The sequence below is a fragment of the Rhizobium sp. L51/94 genome, assembly GCF_019355555.1.
Taxonomy (GTDB): domain Bacteria; phylum Pseudomonadota; class Alphaproteobacteria; order Rhizobiales; family Rhizobiaceae; genus Rhizobium; species Rhizobium rhododendri.
Genome location: NZ_CP072141.1, coordinates 181,468 through 197,888 on the forward strand (window position 1 = coordinate 181,468; position 16,421 = coordinate 197,888).

Below are 16,421 nucleotides of genomic sequence, written 5' to 3' on the forward strand. Positions count from 1 at the left end.
CGGCATAGCTCTCACCGGACACACGAATCCCGGATCCCGATGCCGCATAAGGTCTCTCTCTCGCGCCTGAAACTGACCGACTTCCGCAACTATGCGGCAGCGGCGCTGGATCTGGACGGGCGGCACGTCGTGCTGACCGGCAATAACGGGGCCGGCAAGACGAACCTGATGGAAGCAGTATCGCTGCTGTCGCCGGGCCGCGGCCTCAGGCGCGCCTCCTATGGGGATATCACCCGGGTCGGGGCGGCCAATGGCTTCTCCATCTTTGCGGAAATTGAGGGTATGGACGGCGGTGTCGAGATCGGCACCGGCGTCGATACCACGGACGAGACAGCAGTCCGCCGCCTGCGTATCAACGGCACCACGGCCAGAACCGTCGACGAATTGACCGACCACCTGCGCGTCGCCTGGCTGACGCCTGCCATGGATGGACTTTTTACCGGCGGCTCCTCCGATCGCCGGCGTTTTCTCGACCGGCTGGTCCTGTCGCTCGATCCGGCACATGGCCGCAGGGCCACCGATTTCGAGCGCGCCATGCGCAGCCGCAACCGCCTGCTCTCCGAAGGTCGTTTCGACCCTGCCTGGCTTTCCGGCATCGAGCAGCAGATGGCAAGCCTCGGGATTGCGATGGCGATTGCCCGCGAGGAGATGCTCGGACTGCTGTCGGGCCTGATCGACGCCAGCCGCGAGGCGACCCCCTTTCCCTCGGCCTCCCTCACCCTCTCCGGTTTTCTCGATGGCGGGCTTGATGGCCCCGCCGTCGATCTCGAGGACCGCTATGCCGACATGCTGCGCGACAGCCGCTGCCGCGACGCCGGCGCAGGACGAACATTGGATGGGCCGCACCGCGCCGACCTCAAGGTTCGCCATCTCGAAAAAGACATGGACGCCGGGCGCTGCTCGACCGGTGAACAGAAGGCTCTGCTGGTCGGTCTCGTGCTGGCGCATGCCCGACTGGTCGGCAATTTGACAGGCCACGCGCCCGTGTTGCTGCTCGACGAGATTGCCGCCCATCTCGATGAAAACCGCCGGGCGGCGCTGTTCGACCTGATCGACGGTCTCGGCGGCCAGGCCTTCATGACCGGCACCGACCGGGGCATGTTTTCGGCGCTCGGTGAGCGCGCCCAGTTCCTGGGCGTCGATCACGGTGCCGTCCAGCCATGACGCACCGCTTTTGCGCGAGCCGGATGCGAATGATAGGATGATGACATGGAACCCTTGAACCCCGATGAAATCGAGCGCTACCGCCGCCATATCCTGCTGCCCGAGATCGGCGGCGCCGGCCAGCAGAAGCTGAAGGCAGCCCGTATCCTGGTCATCGGCGCCGGTGGCCTCGGGGCGCCGGTGCTGCAATATCTGGCCGCCGCCGGCATCGGCACGCTCGGCATCGCCGACGACGACCGCGTATCGCTGTCGAACCTGCAGCGCCAGGTGATCCACGACACCGGTACCATCGGCGAACTGAAGACGCAAAGTGCCGCTGACGCCATCGCGCGGCTGAACCCCCATATCCGCACCATCCGCTTCGAGGAGCGGTTTGCAGCCGAGACGGCAATGCGGCAACTCGCCGGCTTCGACCTCGTGGTCGACGGCTCCGACAATTTCGATACCCGCTATGCGGCTGCTGACGCCGCACATACCGCCGGCAAGCCGCTCGTTTCCGGTGCCGTCGGCCGCTTCGACGGATCGCTGACCGTGTTGAAGCCCTATGAAACCGGCCCTGACGGCCGTCTCAACCCGACCTACCGCGATTTGTTTCCAGCCCCGCCACCGGAGGGCCTGATCCCCTCCTGCGCCGAGGCCGGCATCATAGGCGCGCTCACCGGCGTCATCGGCACGCTGATGGCGACGGAAGCCATCAAGCTCGTTACTGGCATCGGAGAACCGCTGATCGGCCGGCTGCTGCTCTACGACGCGCTTGCTGCAAGGTTCGACACCATCCGTTATGCAAGGCGCACCAAGCCGGCTAAGGTGGGTGGCACCGCTGGATCATGAGCGGCCTGGAACTGCACCGACTGGACGAAGACTTTACCGGTTGGGACGCCTTGCTGACGCTCATCCAGATCTCATTTGCCGGCATGGAAGGCCGCATCGACCCACCCTCGTCGGCAAAAGCCCTGACAGCCCAGTCATTGCGACAAAAGGCCGGAGCCGAAATCAGTTTTATAGCCATGCAGGAGAAGATCTTAGCCGGCTGTATATTTTGTCGATTGGAACCCGATTGCCTCTACATAGGCAAGCTGGCGGTTCTGCCGACACTGCAGGGCCGAGGTATAGGTCGAAGGCTCATCGAGGCTGCGGAACAGCTCGAGCGGCGCAAAAAACTTCCGGCGCTGCGGCTCGAAACACGTATCGAACTCGTCGAAAATCACGCAACATTTGCCGCCTTGGGTTTTTGCAAGACCGCCGAAAACGCCCATCCCGGCTTCGACCGGACCACCTCGATCGAAATGCGGAAGTCCTTGCTGCCGGCAGGTTAGCCATCGCTAAAGACGAGCGCTTGCCCGCGGATCCTCGGGCCTGACCCGAGGAAACTCAGCGCCCCGGCAACACCCGGTTGGGTGGCCTGTGGCTATCCATGAAGGCGCGGATGTTGATGATCACTTTGTCGCCCATCTCGATGCGGCCCTCGATGGTGGCAGAGCTCATATGCGGCAGGAGCACGACCTTGCCTTCGTTGGCGAGCTTGATCAGCTTCGGGTTGACGGCCGGCTCGTTGGAGAAGACGTCGAGGCCGGCGCCGGCGATCTTGCCGTCGCGCAGGATGTTGATCAGGGCCGGCTCGTCGATGATGTCGCCCCGCGCGGTGTTGACGATGAAGGCGGTTGGTTGCAGCAGCGCCAGCCGTCTTGCCGAGATCAGATGATAGGTGCCTGGTGTCGAGGGGCAGTTGATCGAGATGATATCGACGCGGGCGAGCATCTGGTCGAGGCTGTCCCAGTAGGTCGCCTCCAGCTCGTCCTCGGTCTCCGGGCTGACTTTGCTGCGGTTGTGATAGTGGATCGAAAGGCCGAAGGCCTTGGCACGGCGAGCGACGGCGGTGCCGATGCGGCCCATGCCGACGATGCCGATACGCTTGCCGGAAAGCCTGCGGCCGAGCATCCACGTCGGCGACCAGCCGGCCCATTCGCCGGGCTTGTCAGTCAGCACCCGCGCGCCCTCGGCCAATCGCCGCGGCACGGCGAGGATAAGCGCCATCGTCATGTCGGCAGTATCTTCGGTCAGCACGCCCGGCGTGTTGGTTACGGTGATACCTTTTCGCGCCGCAGCGTCCACGTCGATGTGATCGGTGCCGTTCGAGAAGCCGGCAATAAGTTTCAGCTGCGGGCCCGCCTGTTCGATAAGGGCCGCATCGATCCTGTCGGTCACCGTCGGTACGAGCACATCGGCCGTCTGCATCGCCGCAACCAGTTCGCTGGCGGTGCGCGGCCTGTCGTCTATGTTGAGCTCGGCGTCGAACAACTCGCGCATCCGCGTCTCGACCGCGTCGGGCAGTTTGCGCGTCAGATAGACTTTTGGTTTTTTCTTCGTTGTCATGACGCCCTGCGATGCCTTGTTCAGAGGTCCTTAACCAAGACCAGACATAATTTTAACGTTGCGGGCAGTTCTACCAGACCCGCAGTCGAAGACAAACAGAAGTCGCTTTCGGCGTCCACGCATTTGCGGATGGCCGGAACGAAGCGCGCCCGGGCAGCGCGCCACGACAATCGAACGGAATTCTGATGCGGAGCACCATGTTCAAATCCTGTACGGCATTGGCACTCGGCCTGATGATGGTGGCCGGCTCGATCCAGATTGCCAACGCTCAGGCAGCCAAGGGTGCCAGCGGCTTGCCGCTGCCACGCTTCGTGACGCTGAAATCGAAGCGCGTCAACCTGCGCATTGGCCCGAGCAGCGATTACGCGGTCTCATGGCTCTATACCCGCGCAGGCCTGCCAGTCGAAATCATCCAGGAATACGACAACTGGCGCCAGGTACGGGATGCCGACGGCACGGAGGGCTGGGTCAACCAGTCGCTGCTGTCAGGCTCGCGCGCCGCGATCGCCGCCCCGTGGATGAAGGGCAAAGGCAAGGAAGTCTACGTCAACATGCGCCGGGATCCGCAGCCGTCGAGTTCCGTCATTGCCAAGCTCGAGCCCGGCGTCGTCCTCGATGTGCGCGAATGCAACGGCACCTGGTGCAAGACGACGACCGATGGAACCGAGGGCTGGGTGGCGCAATCGGAAATCTGGGGCGCCTATCCCGGAGAGGCCTTCAAATAAGCCCGGCTTCCTTGGCCAGCTTCGACAGAGACTTGTCAGGCCGGGGGCCGATCTGCTGGATCACAGTACCTGCCGCCAGGCAGCCAAGTTTGCCGCAATCGCGGAGTTCCCGTCCCTGCGTGTAGCCGTAGAGGAAGCCGGAGGCGAACAGATCGCCAGCCCCTGTCGTGTCGACAAGCTCGTCCAGCTCGATGGCGTCGACTTCGTAGCGCTCGCTGCCGCGCAGGATGACAGCCCCGTCTTCGCTCATTGTCACAGCGGCAATCTTGCAATCGCGGGCGATCAGCGTCAGCGCTTCCTCGAAATCCTCTGTCTCGTAGAGGCTGAGTGCTTCCTGACGGTTGGCAAAAACGATATCGACGGTGCCAGAGCGCATCAGCTCGAGAAATTCGTCCCGGTAACGGCCGACGCAGAAGCTGTCGGAGAGGGTCATCGACACCTCGCGGCCGTTTTCATGGGCAATACGGGCGCATTCGCGGATCGCATCCTTGGCGCGCGGCGGATCCCAGAGATAGCCCTCGAAATAAATGACCTTGGAATCGGCAACGACATCGGCTTCGACGTCCTCGGGTCCGAGCTCGACGCAGGCACCGAGATAGGTGTTCATCGATCGCTCGCCGTCCTCGGTGACGAAAATCATCGAGCGGGCCGTGGGCGGCAACGTCTCTTTCGGCGCGGTCTCATAGTGGACGCCGAGCGCGCGAATATCGTGGGTAAAGATTTCGCCGAGCTGGTCCTTGGCTACCTTGCCGAAATAGGCAGCCTTGCCGCCGAAATTGGCAATGCCTGCCGCCGTGTTGCCGGCGCTGCCGCCAGAGGCTTCGATGGCCGGTCCCATGCGGGAATAGAGCAATTCGGCACGCTCGGCGTCGATCAGGTTCATCGCGGCCTTGGTGATGGCGTTGTCGATCAGGAACTGGTCGTCGCACCGGGCAATAATATCGACGATGGCATTGCCAACGGTGAGTACATCGAAACGTGTCATCAAAATGGAACCCCGGTCACTGTCTTCGCCGGTGTCCGGTCATATCGGGTTTTGAAAAGTTTGGAAGGCGGAATCGCCACCGCCCGCCCAAGAAATGCCAACTGGTCACAGAGCCGTCACTTTCGCCGTGTAATTAACCATCAGGCGAGAGGCATGGACGGTCGACAGATCGTTAGAGCCTTTATCGCTTGGGGTGTGACCCCTGGCTTCCATTGAACGCGCTGACCACGGATGTACTGGCAGACGGCGATGGAAGCAGACCGCCGGGATGACCGGCTGCGGAAAAGCGGGCAGTGCCCGCTTTTTTTGTGCCTTTTTTCAGGATCGACGTCCCTCGAAGAAGAGCGAAACACCCAGCAGCGTTGCTGCGAGACAGATCAGGCAGACGCAGACGATGCAAACGCCGATCCAGCCGGCAAGCGTCCAGGCCATGCCGCCGGCGAATGCACCGAGTGCACCACCGGAAAACGTCGAAACCATATACATCGTGTTCAGCCGGCCGCGGATTTCATGACCGATGGCAAATATCCGCGTCTGGTTGGCGATCTGGCCGCTCTGCAAGCCGAAATCGAGCAGGTTGACGGCAACGACCAATGCCAGAAGATGCGTCGTCCCCAGGGTGGCGGCAATCGCGAAGCTGGCGAGCAGGGCGCAGAAGGCAAGAGCATTCACCCGCGAGGAACCCCAGCGGTCGGCAAGTCGCCCTCCAATCGGCGCCATCAACGCACCGGGGGCACCCCACAGCCCGAAAAGGCCGGCAGCGGCGGCTCCGAGTCCGAAGGCAGGGCTGGCGAGATGGAATGCCAGCGTCGCCCAGAAAGCCGAAAAAGCGCCGAAAGCCAGGAAATTCATTCCCATCGACAACAGCAGCGGCCGGTGCTTCAACAGCGGCACGAGCGAGGCCAGCAGCTTGCCGTAGCTCATTTTCTGCATCATCTGCGGTCGCTGCGGCATGAAGGCCGGAACGAAGAAGAAAAGGATCAGCGTGAGAACCGCAGCCAAGCCGTACGACGCACGCCAGCTGTCGGTATATCCCGCCACAAGACCGGAGACTGTGCGCGACAACAGGATGCCCATGACCAGGCCGGTGGTCATCGTACCGACGACCCGGCCCCGCTTTTCTGCCGGCACCAGCGAGGTGGCGAGCGGTATCAGCACCTGTGGCACGACGGTGACCAGCGCAAGACAGGCGCTGGCACCGATAAGCACGCCAATACCTGGCGCAAGCGCCGCTCCGAGAAGGCCGATCGCCGTCAGCGCCATCAGCCAGCGCAGCAACCTGCGTGGCTCGGCAATATCGGCAAGCGGCACCAGCAGGAGAATGCCGAACGCGTAGCCGACCTGGGTCGCTACCGCAACCAGCGACGACACATGCTCGGGAACGCCAAAGCTAACGGCGATCTGGCCGAGCAGCGGTTGGCAGAGATAGATATTGCCGACCATTACGCCACAGGCGGCGGCCATCAAGGGTATGGTGCCGCGATGGATTTCAGGCAACGACTGCGAATTGGGCATCAAAAGACTCACATTGGCATAAGCGCGCAGAACGTCACGCTTCGGCTATCTTGTCGAGGTCACAGGGTGTGCCGATTATGCAATGCAGCATCCCGCTCGTGACCGAGGTAAGCGGCGGCCACAGCATTCGAGGTTGGCAACGGCCAATGTATCCGGGTTAGGATGTTCCAGTTCTCCAGCGACGTCTCCGATAGGCCAACCTATTGACCGCCAAGCCTACTCAACCCTTGCAAGCCAATCCAGCGGCTGTGCCGCACGGACTTCATGTCTTCACCGACGGCTGCGTCGAGCCCGGTTCCGGCGATGGAGGCTGGGCCTATGTCGTGTATCGCAATGGACTCGAGATATCCTCGGGCTGCGGCGGCGTCGCAAAGACCGCCAACAATGCCATGGAAATCATGGCCGTGCTGGAGGCAGCAGAATGGATCGCGAGCAATGCCGCCGGTGAAGATGTCGTGATCTGGTCCGATTCGCTGTACGCCGTCAGGGGCTGCAACGCCTTCCGGCAGATATGGAAAGGAAACGGCTGGAAAAAGATCGACGCCAACCCCAACGTCCGGCGAAGGACGATCGCCCATGCAGAGCTTTGGAAGATGCTCGATCTAAAGCTGTCGCAAAATCCGCTTGTCAGGATCGAATGGTGCAAAGGCCACTTCGGCATAGACGGCAACGAGCGCGCCGACGCGCTTGCCGACCAGGGCCGCCGCACGATCCAGCGGCAGGGCAGGCGGACGTGAGGACCCGGCCACGGATGGCCGGGCTTTGTCGTCGGATCAGGCTCAGTTGGTAGCGGGCGCCGGCGCGGCGGCAGCATCCGGCAGCGGTGCAGGCGTATCGGCCAGCGTCCGGAGATAGGCGATGACATTGGCCCGGTCGGTTTCCTTCGGCAGGCCTGCAAAGCCCATTGCCGTGCCGGGAATGTATTTCTTCGGCGCCGCCAGAAAATGCGTGAGATGGTCGTAGGTCCACTTCTCCGAGCTACCCTTGGAAAAATCCTTGATCGCTGCGGAATAGCCGAAGCCCTCATGCGAGGCGATCGGCCGGTCGACGATGCCGTAGAGGTTTGGCCCGACCTTGTTCGGCCCGCCCTTGCTGCCGTCATGACAGGCCTGACACTTCTTGAAGATTGTTTCGCCAACCTTGGCGTCGGCCTTCTGCAACAGCTGGGCGATCGGCGTTTCCGGCGCTGCCGCAGCAGTTTTACCACTGGCGCCATCGGCCGGTGCCGTCTCGTCGGCGACAATGATAAAGCCTGGCTTCTCCGGCGGCTCCGAAGCAAACAGCGCGCCGGACACCAGCGACACCGACTTCAACACGAACAACGTCGCCAAAAGCGCACCGAGTCCCATGTTCACGTAGGATGAATTCATCTGCTATGTTCCCCTCCCCGGCAAACCCGCCGGCCCCATCTTGAATTCGGCCGAAACCTGTGTCTTCTGACTGTCCCTTACAAAACTCTCCACCCAGCTCGGAACATCACACTTTTTGACATTTTTCCGACGGGAATAAAAGGCCAACAATGACGTACCTCGATATCGGCAAGACGCTGGTCCTCATCCCCGCCCGTCTGGCGTCTACCCGACTGCCAGGCAAACCGTTGGCCGACATTGCCGGCTTGCCCATGATCGTACAGGTTGCCATGCGCGCGCGCGAAGCGGCTATCGGTCGCATCGTCGTCGCCGTCGACCATTCCGACACGTTCGATGTCGTCAGAGACGCCGGCTTCGAGGTGGTGATGACCCGCGAGGACCATCAATCCGGCTCCGATCGCATTCACGAGGCGCTGCGCGCTGTCGATCCGGACGGTCGCATCGAGACAATCGTCAATGTCCAGGGCGACCTGCCGACCATCGACCCCGCCACAATCCGCGCTGCCCTGAAGCCGCTCGAAGATACCGCCGTCGATATTGCGACGCTGACGGTGGAAATCCGCGACGAGGAGGAAAAGACCAATCCCAACGTCGTCAAGATCGTCGGCTCGCCGCTGTCGGACAGCCGGCTGAGGGCACTCTATTTTACCCGCGCCACCGCCCCCCATGGCAAAGGGCCGCTCTACCATCATATCGGCCTCTACGCCTATCGCCGCGCGGCACTCGAGCGTTTCGTGACGCTTGCCCCATCGACGCTGGAAAAACGTGAATCGCTCGAGCAGCTGCGTGCCCTCGAAGCCGGCATGCGCATCGACGCCGAGATCGTTGACACGGTTCCGCTGGGTGTCGATACTCCGGCCGACCTCGAAAAGGCCCGCCGAATGCTCTCCGGCGCCTCTCTCTGACGGATTTTTCATGACAGCCAAGACCAACAAGATTGCCTTCCAGGGCGAATACGGCGCCAATTCCGACATGGCATGCCGCGACATGTTTCCCGGCATGGAGCCGCTGCCATGCCAGACCTTCGAGGATGCGTTCACCGCAGTCGACAATGGCGATGCCGATCTCGCGATGATCCCGATCGAAAACACAATCGCCGGCCGTGTTGCCGATATCCACCACCTGCTGCCGGAATCCAACCTGCACATCATCGGCGAATATTTCATGCCGATCCGCTTCCAGCTGATGGTGCTCCCGGGTGTCACCCATGACGAGATCCGCACCGTCCACAGCCACATCCATGCGCTCGGACAATGCCGCAAGATCGTTCGAGCCAACGGCTGGAAACCGGTCATCGCCGGCGACACTGCGGGCGCTGCAAAGCTGGTGCAGGAAACAGGCGACCGCTCGATGGCGGCGCTGGCCCCCCGGCTGGCCGCCGACCTCTACCATCTCGACATCATCGCCGAGAATGTCGAGGATGTCGAAAGCAACACGACACGCTTCGTCGTGCTGGCCCGCGACGAGGCATGGGCCGAGCGCACATCGAAGGACGAAAAGATCGTCACGACTTTCGTCTATAATGTCCGCAACATCCCGGCCGCCCTCTACAAGGCGCTTGGCGGTTTCGCCACAAACGGCATCAACATGACCAAGCTGGAGAGCTACCAGCTCGGCGGAAAGTTCGTGGCCACCCAGTTTTACGCCGACATCGAAGGCCATCCGTCGGACCCGAACGTCCGCCAGGCGCTGGAGGAACTGCGGTTCTTCTCCGAAAAGGTCCGCATCCTCGGCGTCTACAAAGGCCACCCGACGCGCGGCTCGATGTAGGCATTGCAACTGCCGACCGTCACACAGAAGGAAAACGCCATGGCCACGCCACCCCGCCGCCCGGTCAGCCCGATGGACGCCGCAGAGGCGCTATTCAAACCGACAAAGAAGCCCGTCGCCCCTGCAGTCGAGCGCCCTGCCGTGCCCAACACGAAGGAGATGGTGTCGATCAGGCTCGACAGCGACGTGCTCGCCCACTTCCAGGAAGACGGTCCCGGCTGGCAGGACCGCATCAACGACACGCTGCGTGCAGCCATGCTGGCCAAGGATTAGCATCCGGCCACACTCCATGCCGGGATAACGCGCAGAACGCATGGCTCCTGCAGCAGACCGGCAATTGAATGGACCCTCATGATCACCTTCCAGCCTATGCTTCCCGCAGAGTTCCCCGCATACCTGGATTACTTCATCGCTGACTACGCAGATGAAATTGCTGAGAACTATGCCATGTCTTCGGCCGCTGCGCGGATACTGGCTGAGCGCGAGGTCGCGGCGGAGCTTCCGGCCGGCCCGCAAACCGCAGGCCAGGAATTGCTCTGCATATTCAGCGAGCAGAACCCAGCGCAACCCATTGGCTATCTCTGGTATCGCTCCGACAAAGACCACCATTCGGCTTTTGTCTGCGACTTCTGCATACTCCCGGAGTACCGGGGACAAGGTCGCGGTCACTCTGCTCTGGCTGCCCTGGAAGCGATGATGCGGCAACAGGGATACACGGAGATCAAGCTGCGTGTGGCTGCCGATAACGCTCGCGCTCAACACCTATACGCCGTCGGCGGCTTTCGCGTCACTGGGCTCAATATGTCCAAACGCATCGGCGCTGAAGCGGTGCCGGAAAAAGCCCTCGCCAACGAGCCCATCATCTGACTTTCCGAATTGAGGGTGCACACACCTGATCCGGTGCATTCCGCGCGCTAAGTAACGATTACCGGCGGCAGGAGAATGCCGCGCAACAGGAGAGTTCTCATGAAGATCACCCGCAGCGGTTCGCTTCCCTCGGCCAAGGGCCCATCCGACTACTTCACCGGCACGGTGCGCATCGATGCGCCGTTCAAGGGCGAGGATCCGGCCCGGATCGGCGGCGCCACCGTCACATTCGAACCCGGCGCACGCACCGCCTGGCACACGCACCCGCTCGGCCAGACCCTGCTCGTGCTGTCCGGCCTCGGCCGTGCGCAGCGAGAGGGTGGCCCGATCGAAGAGATCCGCCCCGGCGACATCGTCTGGTTCGCACCGGGTGAGAAACACTGGCACGGCGCTGCACCTTCAACAGCCATGAGCCATGTCGCCATCGCCGAAGCGCTTGACGGCAAGGTCGTCGATTGGCTCGAGCACGTCACCGATGAGCAGTACGAGGGCTGATAGGATCACGCATCGGTCGCTGCAGGTGATGCCGGCTGACGCTTTGCAGCCTCGCGCCGGCACCACTCGTCGGCAGCACTGCCCATAGTCTGGCCGACAGCCGTCTTAAGCCAGCCCATGAAGGGGCGGTCGAACCTGAACCCTTCGCCACATTCCGCCTGGAAAAATCGACGGACGTTCCGCCTATTGCGATAGGATGTCGTCAACGGCGTCGCGCGCGTGATTTCACTGCTATGCCAGTCGAATGCCATTAGCCCCACTAACCGTCTACCCCTGCACCGCGTTGGTATCCGTCGCCTGGTTTACCCGTAATGCACCACGGTTCCATGCACCAAGCTCACGGCAGATCATCAATATGTGAATGGGCATGTTGCAGTGCAATGTGCTAAGTAGTTAGCTTACTACCTATCCACTACGATGAAGGTTGAAAAGCATGTCGGAAGATAAGAGCACACATCTGGTATCCGTTCTCAAGACCATGATCAGAGACCACGGCATGCCGCGGTCCCTGGATGAGATCACCGATCCGGACTTTCGCAGCATGGCAGTCGCGCATATCGATGAATTCGATGAAGCCCGCGATGAATGTGAAAGCGACCTCACCCTGAACTGATGCGGAACTGCGGTGCAGCCTACTGATCCGGTTCGCAAACACGCAGGCGATGGCCATCGGGATCGAGCGCCACGAAGGTCTCTCCGAAATCCATCGTCGTCAACTCCTGCGCAATCGGCATTCCCTGGCTGCACCACTCCCGGTAATGGGCGGCAATGCTGCCCTTGCCCGGCAGGGCAAAGCCGATTTCTCCGCGATTTCCAAGCGCTGAAGGCTGAGGTTCCACAGAACTACGACGCCAGAGCCCGAGCATGAAACCGTTATCGAGCGCAAAGGCGGCATAATTCGGCGAATCCGCCACGGGCTCGCGACCAAGAAGGCCGCGATAGAAAACGACGCTCTCGGCCGGGTCCTTGACGTAGAGAATGATGAGATTGGGGTTGGTCATTTTCGTTGCTCCTTGTTGTCGATGGAGCAACGATAGCAGCAACCACTGACAGTTTATGGCAGCAGTGTGGGCAAGGCATCTGAGTTGTTCTTCTATGTTGCGCCACCGGCTTTCGCCTCGCCGAACTCCTCCATGACGGCCTCGATGAAGCTTTTGAGTTTCGGGGTCTGGCGGCGGTCGGGGTGGAAGAGAAGATGCATCGGTCGCGTCTCCGTCCGGTAGTCCGTCAGCACCCTGACGAGACGACCATCGGCCAGCATGTCCCGCGCGTGGTCGTAGGCAATCAGCGCGATGCCGAAACCGCCCACCGCAGCCGAGAGCAACCCCTTTGCATCGTTCACCCGCAAGCGCCCCTGCACCTTCGGTTCATAAACGCTGTCGCCCATCTCGAAACGCCAGTGATAGTTCTCCGGCTGCGACCACAGAGCCTGCCCCAGGCATTCGTGGTATTCGAGATCGGCAGGATGGGTCGGAGTTCCGCGTTCCCGCAGGTAGTCCGGCGAGGCACAGAGCACGACGCGAAACGGCGCAAGCCTATACTTGGTGAGGGTCGTGTCCCCGACATGCCCGATGCGGAACACTGCCTCGAAGGACTCCTTGACCGGATCGACATACTTGTCGTCGAGAACCAGATCGATTTCCACGTCGGGATATCGACGCAGATAGCGAGTCACGAGACCGATCAGGCTCTGTGAGCCGAACGAAACAGGAGCGTTTATGCGCAGGCGCCCCTGCGGTGTGCCCTTGGCCTGCTCCGCAACCGCATCGGCCCAGTCGGCATCGGCCAGCACCAGCTTGCACCGGTCATAGTAAGTCCGGCCGATCTCGGTGACGCTTTGCCGCCGGGTGGTGCGATAGAGCAAGCGTGCGCCGAGGCGCGCCTCGAGATAATTGACATGCTTGGCCACCATCTGCTGCGAGATGCCAAGCACAGTGGCAGCAGACGCAAAGGAGCCCATCTCTACCGAGGTGACATAGGCATTCATGCTGACGAGACGATCCATTCCCTACTCCTGGTAGTGATTGTTAGCATCCTATTGCGATTTATCGCGATGTGAACAGGAATTATGGTCCATTTGTCTCTCCACGAAGGAGACGGGCAATTCGGAGTATTTGATATGAAAATCGGAATTATCGGTGCCGGCAATATTGGCGGCGCGCTCGCAACCCTGCTTGCCAAGGCGGGACACCAGATCGATATCGCCAACTCGCGCGGTCCGGCCACGCTTTCGGAGTTGGCCACGAAAACAGGCGCACGCGCCGCGACCGTCGAAGCAGCTGTGCTCGACAAGGACGTTGTCGTCGTGACTATCCCCCTCAACGCCATCCCGTCGCTGCCTCGCGACCTCTTCGCCAAAGTGCCCGCGAAGACCATCGTCATCGACACCAACAACTATTATCCCCGCGAACGCGACGGCGCGGTGGCCGACATCGAAAACGGCATGACGGAAAGCGCCTGGGTGGCAAAGCAACTCGGCCGCGACGTGGTGAAGGCATTCAACATGATCTACGCCACGAGCCTCGCCGAGCTTGGCAAGCCGGCAGGCCAGCCGGGTCGCATAGCAATTGCAGTGGCCGGCAACGATCAGGCCTCTAAAGCCGTCGTCATCGGCCTGATCGATGAGATCGGTTTCGACGCCGTGGATGCCGGAAGCCTGGACGACTCCTGGCGCCAGCAACCGGGCTCGCCTGTCTATGTGAAGGATCATGACGCAGCCGGCGTACGCCAGGCGCTGACGGAGGCCAGCCCCCAGCGGACGGACCAGTGGAAGGCAACCCCACGCAGCCCCGGCACCTTCGACGCGCCTGCGTAAACGCCAGCAACCTGACGAACCAGATCATGCGCCTAACCCGCGCAGGGTCCGGTCGCCCTGCATCAGGCATTCCGGGCATAGTCGTCGATCTCGCGCCACTCTTTCATCAGCACCGCCCGACGGCGGGGATAACGACCGTCCTGAACGGTCATGTCGCCGATCCGGTCTGTGCGGAAATGTCGGTAGTCGCGGCGAAGCTCGCACCACGCGGCCATGATGCGGATATGTTCGAGATAGCCGAGCGCGAAGGGCCAGACCTTCCGGACGGAAACGGCACCGCTCTCGTCGGTATAGTTGAGCTCGAGAATGCGCTCCATTCGGATCGCCCGGCGGATGACCGAAAGATCCGCCTTGTCTTCGCTTATGCGGCGCGGACCGACCAGCAACGTCGCCGAATCGATCTCGTCGCGCATTTCTTCAGGCAGGACGGCAGCGATCTTGGCCATCGCATCGGCGCCGGCCGCGGCCAGTCGCGGCTCGGCAGCCCGCGCCACCCACCGCGAACCGAGCACCAGAGCCTCGATCTCGTCTTGCGAAAACATCATCGGCGGCAACATGAAGCCCGGCTTCAGCACATAGCCGACGCCGGCCTCGCCTTCGATATGCGCCCCTTGCGCTTGCAGGCTGGCAATATCACGGTAGAGCGTCCGCAGGCTCACGCCCGTCTCCTCCGCCAGCGCCGCCCCGGTCACTGGACGGCGATGGCGACGCAGGGCCTGCAGGAGAGTCAGCAGCCGCTCGGAACGGGCCATGGCAATATCCGCCTAGCGCTTCCACTCGATCCAGTCGCGCATCAGCCGGTGGGCTATGGCACCCTTCGGTGGCGAGGTATGGCCGGATGCATCCACCCGCTCCAGCATTGCCAGCGTCTCCTCCGGCGTAAACCAGCGACAATCGTCGAGCTCGGTGGAGTCGATGTGGATTTCGGTGGATTTCGCTTCGGCATAGCAGCCGATCATCAGCGAATGCGGCATCGGCCACGGCTGCGAGGCGTGATAGCGGATGCGGCCGGTGGCGATGCCGGATTCCTCGTGCGTCTCGCGGCGCACCGCGCTTTCGATCGTCTCGCCCGGCTCGACGAAACCGGCAAGGCACGAATACATTCCCGGCGGGAAGTGGTGGCTTCGACCGAGCAGACAGAGCCCTCGGGCCTCATCGACGACGAGCATGATGACAACGGGGTCGGTGCGCGGAAAAATCGTATGCTGGCAGGCCGTGCAGATGCGCTTGTAGCCGCCAATATGGCCTTCGCTTGCAGATCCGCAACGGCCGCAAAAACGGTTGTCGCTATTCCAGCGGAGGAGGCTGGCAGCCTGTGCCGCCTCGCCCAGAATTTCGCCTTCGAACAGATGCTCGCGCCACAGCGCCCGCATGTCTGTCGCCTTGTACTGGCTGGCAAGATCGTCGGCACCGACACCCACCGGCACCGCGAGCCGCGGCTCGCCGCTTTTCTTGTAGCCAAGCAGCACCGCATTATCCCAATCCGGATCGAGCTCGGCCAGTTCGTATTTGGCAAACAGCGGATCGAGGATCTGGCCGTCATGCTTCAGCACCAGCTTTTCGCCGGCAAAGGCCAGGATATGGGTCCCATCGATGGACAGCGCTTTTTCCACCGAGCTTTCATCGCGATGCTCAGAGTCGCGGTTCAGTGCGTTCTCGGCAAAGGCGGTAAGGCTGCTGGGCTCGGGGTGTGGCGCGTCGGAGGTGAAGAGGGAATGGCTCATGGGGACAGGGCTTTCTGCATTCGGGTCATGAAGGCGCGCATCTCGTCGTCCTCATAGGGCTCCTGATGGCCATGACCCCAGACGGGGCCCGGCCAGTTCGCATCCCCTTCGGACCGCGCAATGACATGAACATGCAGCTGTCGGACAATATTTCCAAGGGCGCCGACATTGATTTTCACAGCCCCAGTGACGCTCTTCAACGCGCTCGACACCATATTCGTCTCGAAGGTGAGCAAGGCTTGGTCGAGAGGCGTGAGCTCGAAAATTTCAGAGATTGCCTGCCGGCGCGGCACCAGCACAAGCCATGGCCAGCGGCGATCCTTCATCAGGCGCAGGTCGCAAAGACCTGTGATCGCAATAGACACTGTGTCCTTCGCCAGGCGATCATCGAGCACGAATGGGCTCATGGTGTCTCCTCCAGTATTTTTTCAAATGTTTAGCAGTTTTTTTGTGGGCGTGCTTGCATTTGATGGCGAGATTGCCGATATGTCGCTCCGGGAGGTTGGTGGTGGACGAGCCACTCGCCAACCGGGTCAGGTCCGGAAGGAAGCAGCCCCAACGAGCCAGGCACGGGTCATCGTGCCAGCCTCCCACCCTTTTCTCATAGCGATGTCCGGC

22 protein-coding genes and 1 other RNA gene are annotated in these 16,421 nt (G+C 61.8%); 13 read left to right on the plus strand and 10 right to left on the minus strand.

Features of this window, described 5'->3' with window-relative positions:
- Positions 1-39 precede the first annotated feature (39 nt).
- The 3 genes from recF to J5274_RS00895 are packed head-to-tail and all read left to right on the plus strand — an operon-like array spanning position 40 to position 2,480.
- Positions 40-1,164, plus strand: coding sequence for a DNA replication/repair protein RecF (gene recF, locus J5274_RS00885; RefSeq protein WP_142831482.1), 1,125 nt, complete (start codon positions 40-42; stop codon positions 1,162-1,164).
- A gap of 45 nt (positions 1,165-1,209) precedes the next feature.
- The gene (locus J5274_RS00890) at positions 1,210-1,995 is read left to right on the plus strand and encodes a molybdopterin-synthase adenylyltransferase MoeB (protein ID WP_142831483.1); all 786 of its coding nucleotides are present in this window, start codon (positions 1,210-1,212) and stop codon (positions 1,993-1,995) included.
- The gene (locus J5274_RS00895) at positions 1,992-2,480 is read left to right on the plus strand and encodes a GNAT family N-acetyltransferase (RefSeq protein WP_142831484.1); all 489 of its coding nucleotides are present in this window, start codon (positions 1,992-1,994) and stop codon (positions 2,478-2,480) included. The genes J5274_RS00890 and J5274_RS00895 overlap by 4 nt, the downstream gene beginning before the upstream one ends.
- 55 nt (positions 2,481-2,535) lie before the next feature.
- Here the strand turns inward: J5274_RS00895 and J5274_RS00900 are convergent, their stop codons facing one another.
- Entirely contained in the window at positions 2,536-3,537 is a 1,002-nt protein-coding gene (locus J5274_RS00900) for a D-glycerate dehydrogenase (RefSeq protein WP_142831485.1), read from the minus strand.
- A gap of 185 nt (positions 3,538-3,722) precedes the next feature.
- Here J5274_RS00900 and J5274_RS00905 point away from each other — a divergent pair, with 185 nt between their 5' ends.
- Positions 3,723-4,262: an SH3 domain-containing protein gene (locus J5274_RS00905; RefSeq protein ID WP_142831486.1), complete on the plus strand. Its 540-nt coding sequence runs from the start codon at positions 3,723-3,725 to the stop codon at positions 4,260-4,262.
- Here J5274_RS00905 and J5274_RS00910 read toward each other — a convergent pair.
- Complete coding sequence (locus J5274_RS00910) at positions 4,255-5,247, minus strand: adenosine kinase (RefSeq protein WP_142831487.1); 993 nt, start codon at positions 5,245-5,247, stop codon at positions 4,255-4,257. The two genes, J5274_RS00905 and J5274_RS00910, sit on opposite strands and share 8 nt — an antisense overlap.
- Positions 5,248-5,565: 318 nt before the next feature.
- The gene (locus J5274_RS00915; protein WP_142831488.1) at positions 5,566-6,762 is read right to left on the minus strand and encodes an MFS transporter; all 1,197 of its coding nucleotides are present in this window, start codon (positions 6,760-6,762) and stop codon (positions 5,566-5,568) included.
- Between the two features lie 203 nt (positions 6,763-6,965).
- Between J5274_RS00915 and J5274_RS00920 the strand changes: the two genes are divergently transcribed.
- Positions 6,966-7,499 carry a ribonuclease H gene (locus J5274_RS00920; protein ID WP_142831489.1) on the plus strand — a complete coding sequence of 178 codons (534 nt, stop codon included), beginning with the start codon at positions 6,966-6,968 and terminating at the stop codon, positions 7,497-7,499.
- 42 nt (positions 7,500-7,541) lie between these two features.
- On the opposite strand, the gene J5274_RS00925 is transcribed toward J5274_RS00920, so the two are convergent.
- On the minus strand, positions 7,542-8,132 hold the full coding sequence (locus J5274_RS00925) for a cytochrome c family protein (protein ID WP_219274723.1): 591 nt from the start codon (positions 8,130-8,132) through the stop codon (positions 7,542-7,544).
- 149 nt (positions 8,133-8,281) lie between these two features.
- Between J5274_RS00925 and J5274_RS00930 the strand changes: the two genes are divergently transcribed.
- From J5274_RS00930 to J5274_RS00950, 5 genes are all read left to right on the plus strand, one after another.
- Positions 8,282-9,037 carry a 3-deoxy-manno-octulosonate cytidylyltransferase gene (locus J5274_RS00930; protein WP_209182194.1) on the plus strand — a complete coding sequence of 252 codons (756 nt, stop codon included), beginning with the start codon at positions 8,282-8,284 and terminating at the stop codon, positions 9,035-9,037.
- Positions 9,038-9,047: 10 nt separating this feature from the next.
- Positions 9,048-9,902 carry a prephenate dehydratase gene (locus J5274_RS00935; protein WP_142831492.1) on the plus strand — a complete coding sequence of 285 codons (855 nt, stop codon included), beginning with the start codon at positions 9,048-9,050 and terminating at the stop codon, positions 9,900-9,902.
- A 39-nt stretch (positions 9,903-9,941) separates the two neighbouring features.
- On the plus strand, positions 9,942-10,175 hold the full coding sequence (locus tag J5274_RS00940; RefSeq protein ID WP_142831493.1) for a BrnA antitoxin family protein: 234 nt from the start codon (positions 9,942-9,944) through the stop codon (positions 10,173-10,175).
- A gap of 78 nt (positions 10,176-10,253) precedes the next feature.
- On the plus strand, positions 10,254-10,769 hold the full coding sequence (locus tag J5274_RS00945; RefSeq protein WP_142831494.1) for an N-acetyltransferase: 516 nt from the start codon (positions 10,254-10,256) through the stop codon (positions 10,767-10,769).
- A gap of 99 nt (positions 10,770-10,868) precedes the next feature.
- Positions 10,869-11,264, plus strand: coding sequence for a cupin domain-containing protein (locus J5274_RS00950; protein ID WP_142831565.1), 396 nt, complete (start codon positions 10,869-10,871; stop codon positions 11,262-11,264).
- Between the two features lie 5 nt (positions 11,265-11,269).
- Here J5274_RS00950 and J5274_RS00955 read toward each other — a convergent pair whose 3' ends face one another.
- Positions 11,270-11,515, minus strand: coding sequence for a DUF6434 domain-containing protein (locus J5274_RS00955; RefSeq protein WP_219274724.1), 246 nt, complete (start codon positions 11,513-11,515; stop codon positions 11,270-11,272).
- Positions 11,516-11,697: 182 nt separating this feature from the next.
- On the opposite strand from J5274_RS00955, the gene J5274_RS00960 reads away from it, so the two are divergent.
- Positions 11,698-11,877 (plus strand): hypothetical protein, encoded by a 180-nt coding sequence (locus J5274_RS00960; RefSeq protein ID WP_111220881.1) that lies wholly within the window; start codon positions 11,698-11,700, stop codon positions 11,875-11,877.
- A gap of 19 nt (positions 11,878-11,896) precedes the next feature.
- On the opposite strand, the gene J5274_RS00965 is transcribed toward J5274_RS00960, so the two are convergent.
- Both J5274_RS00965 and J5274_RS00970 read right to left on the minus strand, forming a co-directional pair.
- Entirely contained in the window at positions 11,897-12,265 is a 369-nt protein-coding gene (locus tag J5274_RS00965) for a VOC family protein (protein ID WP_219274725.1), read from the minus strand.
- Positions 12,266-12,357: 92 nt separating this feature from the next.
- Positions 12,358-13,269, minus strand: a complete 912-nt coding sequence (locus J5274_RS00970; protein ID WP_142831496.1) for a LysR family transcriptional regulator — start codon at positions 13,267-13,269, stop codon at positions 12,358-12,360.
- A 114-nt stretch (positions 13,270-13,383) separates the two neighbouring features.
- Between J5274_RS00970 and J5274_RS00975 the strand changes: the two genes are divergently transcribed.
- Positions 13,384-14,079, plus strand: a complete 696-nt coding sequence (locus tag J5274_RS00975) for an NADPH-dependent F420 reductase (protein ID WP_142831497.1) — start codon at positions 13,384-13,386, stop codon at positions 14,077-14,079.
- Between the two features lie 62 nt (positions 14,080-14,141).
- Here the strand turns inward: J5274_RS00975 and J5274_RS00980 are convergent, their stop codons facing one another.
- The 3 genes from J5274_RS00980 to J5274_RS00990 are packed head-to-tail and all read right to left on the minus strand — an operon-like array spanning position 14,142 to position 16,210.
- Positions 14,142-14,837, minus strand: a complete 696-nt coding sequence (locus tag J5274_RS00980) for a YafY family protein (protein WP_142831498.1) — start codon at positions 14,835-14,837, stop codon at positions 14,142-14,144.
- 6 nt (positions 14,838-14,843) lie between these two features.
- Positions 14,844-15,803, minus strand: a complete 960-nt coding sequence (gene nudC, locus J5274_RS00985) for an NAD(+) diphosphatase (protein WP_142831499.1) — start codon at positions 15,801-15,803, stop codon at positions 14,844-14,846.
- The gene (locus tag J5274_RS00990; RefSeq protein ID WP_142831500.1) at positions 15,800-16,210 is read right to left on the minus strand and encodes an HIT family protein; all 411 of its coding nucleotides are present in this window, start codon (positions 16,208-16,210) and stop codon (positions 15,800-15,802) included. Before J5274_RS00990 ends, nudC begins: the two co-directional genes overlap by 4 nt.
- A 90-nt stretch (positions 16,211-16,300) precedes the next feature.
- Between J5274_RS00990 and ffs the strand changes: the two genes are divergently transcribed.
- An RNA gene (gene ffs / locus J5274_RS00995) (signal recognition particle sRNA small type) lies at positions 16,301-16,397 on the plus strand.
- Positions 16,398-16,421: the final 24 nt, after the last annotated feature.

Bases quoted from the DNA above. Each gene is read 5' to 3' on its own strand.
- recF (WP_142831482.1), top strand. From the start codon at position 40: ATGCCGCATAAGGTCTCTCTCTCGCGCCTGAAACTGACCGACTTCCGC.
- J5274_RS00890 (WP_142831483.1), top strand. From the start codon at position 1,210: ATGGAACCCTTGAACCCCGATGAAATCGAGCGCTACCGCCGCCATATC.
- J5274_RS00895 (WP_142831484.1), top strand. From the start codon at position 1,992: ATGAGCGGCCTGGAACTGCACCGACTGGACGAAGACTTTACCGGTTGG.
- J5274_RS00900 (WP_142831485.1), bottom strand. From the start codon at position 3,537: ATGACAACGAAGAAAAAACCAAAAGTCTATCTGACGCGCAAACTGCCC.
- J5274_RS00905 (WP_142831486.1), top strand. From the start codon at position 3,723: ATGCGGAGCACCATGTTCAAATCCTGTACGGCATTGGCACTCGGCCTG.
- J5274_RS00910 (WP_142831487.1), bottom strand. From the start codon at position 5,247: ATGACACGTTTCGATGTACTCACCGTTGGCAATGCCATCGTCGATATT.
- J5274_RS00915 (WP_142831488.1), bottom strand. From the start codon at position 6,762: ATGCCCAATTCGCAGTCGTTGCCTGAAATCCATCGCGGCACCATACCC.
- J5274_RS00925 (WP_219274723.1), bottom strand. From the start codon at position 8,132: ATGAATTCATCCTACGTGAACATGGGACTCGGTGCGCTTTTGGCGACG.
- J5274_RS00930 (WP_209182194.1), top strand. From the start codon at position 8,282: ATGACGTACCTCGATATCGGCAAGACGCTGGTCCTCATCCCCGCCCGT.
- J5274_RS00935 (WP_142831492.1), top strand. From the start codon at position 9,048: ATGACAGCCAAGACCAACAAGATTGCCTTCCAGGGCGAATACGGCGCC.
- J5274_RS00940 (WP_142831493.1), top strand. From the start codon at position 9,942: ATGGCCACGCCACCCCGCCGCCCGGTCAGCCCGATGGACGCCGCAGAG.
- J5274_RS00945 (WP_142831494.1), top strand. From the start codon at position 10,254: ATGATCACCTTCCAGCCTATGCTTCCCGCAGAGTTCCCCGCATACCTG.
- J5274_RS00950 (WP_142831565.1), top strand. From the start codon at position 10,869: ATGAAGATCACCCGCAGCGGTTCGCTTCCCTCGGCCAAGGGCCCATCC.
- J5274_RS00955 (WP_219274724.1), bottom strand. From the start codon at position 11,515: ATGGCATTCGACTGGCATAGCAGTGAAATCACGCGCGCGACGCCGTTG.
- J5274_RS00960 (WP_111220881.1), top strand. From the start codon at position 11,698: ATGTCGGAAGATAAGAGCACACATCTGGTATCCGTTCTCAAGACCATG.
- J5274_RS00965 (WP_219274725.1), bottom strand. From the start codon at position 12,265: ATGACCAACCCCAATCTCATCATTCTCTACGTCAAGGACCCGGCCGAG.
- J5274_RS00970 (WP_142831496.1), bottom strand. From the start codon at position 13,269: ATGGATCGTCTCGTCAGCATGAATGCCTATGTCACCTCGGTAGAGATG.
- J5274_RS00975 (WP_142831497.1), top strand. From the start codon at position 13,384: ATGAAAATCGGAATTATCGGTGCCGGCAATATTGGCGGCGCGCTCGCA.
- nudC (WP_142831499.1), bottom strand. From the start codon at position 15,803: ATGAGCCATTCCCTCTTCACCTCCGACGCGCCACACCCCGAGCCCAGC.
- J5274_RS00990 (WP_142831500.1), bottom strand. From the start codon at position 16,210: ATGAGCCCATTCGTGCTCGATGATCGCCTGGCGAAGGACACAGTGTCT.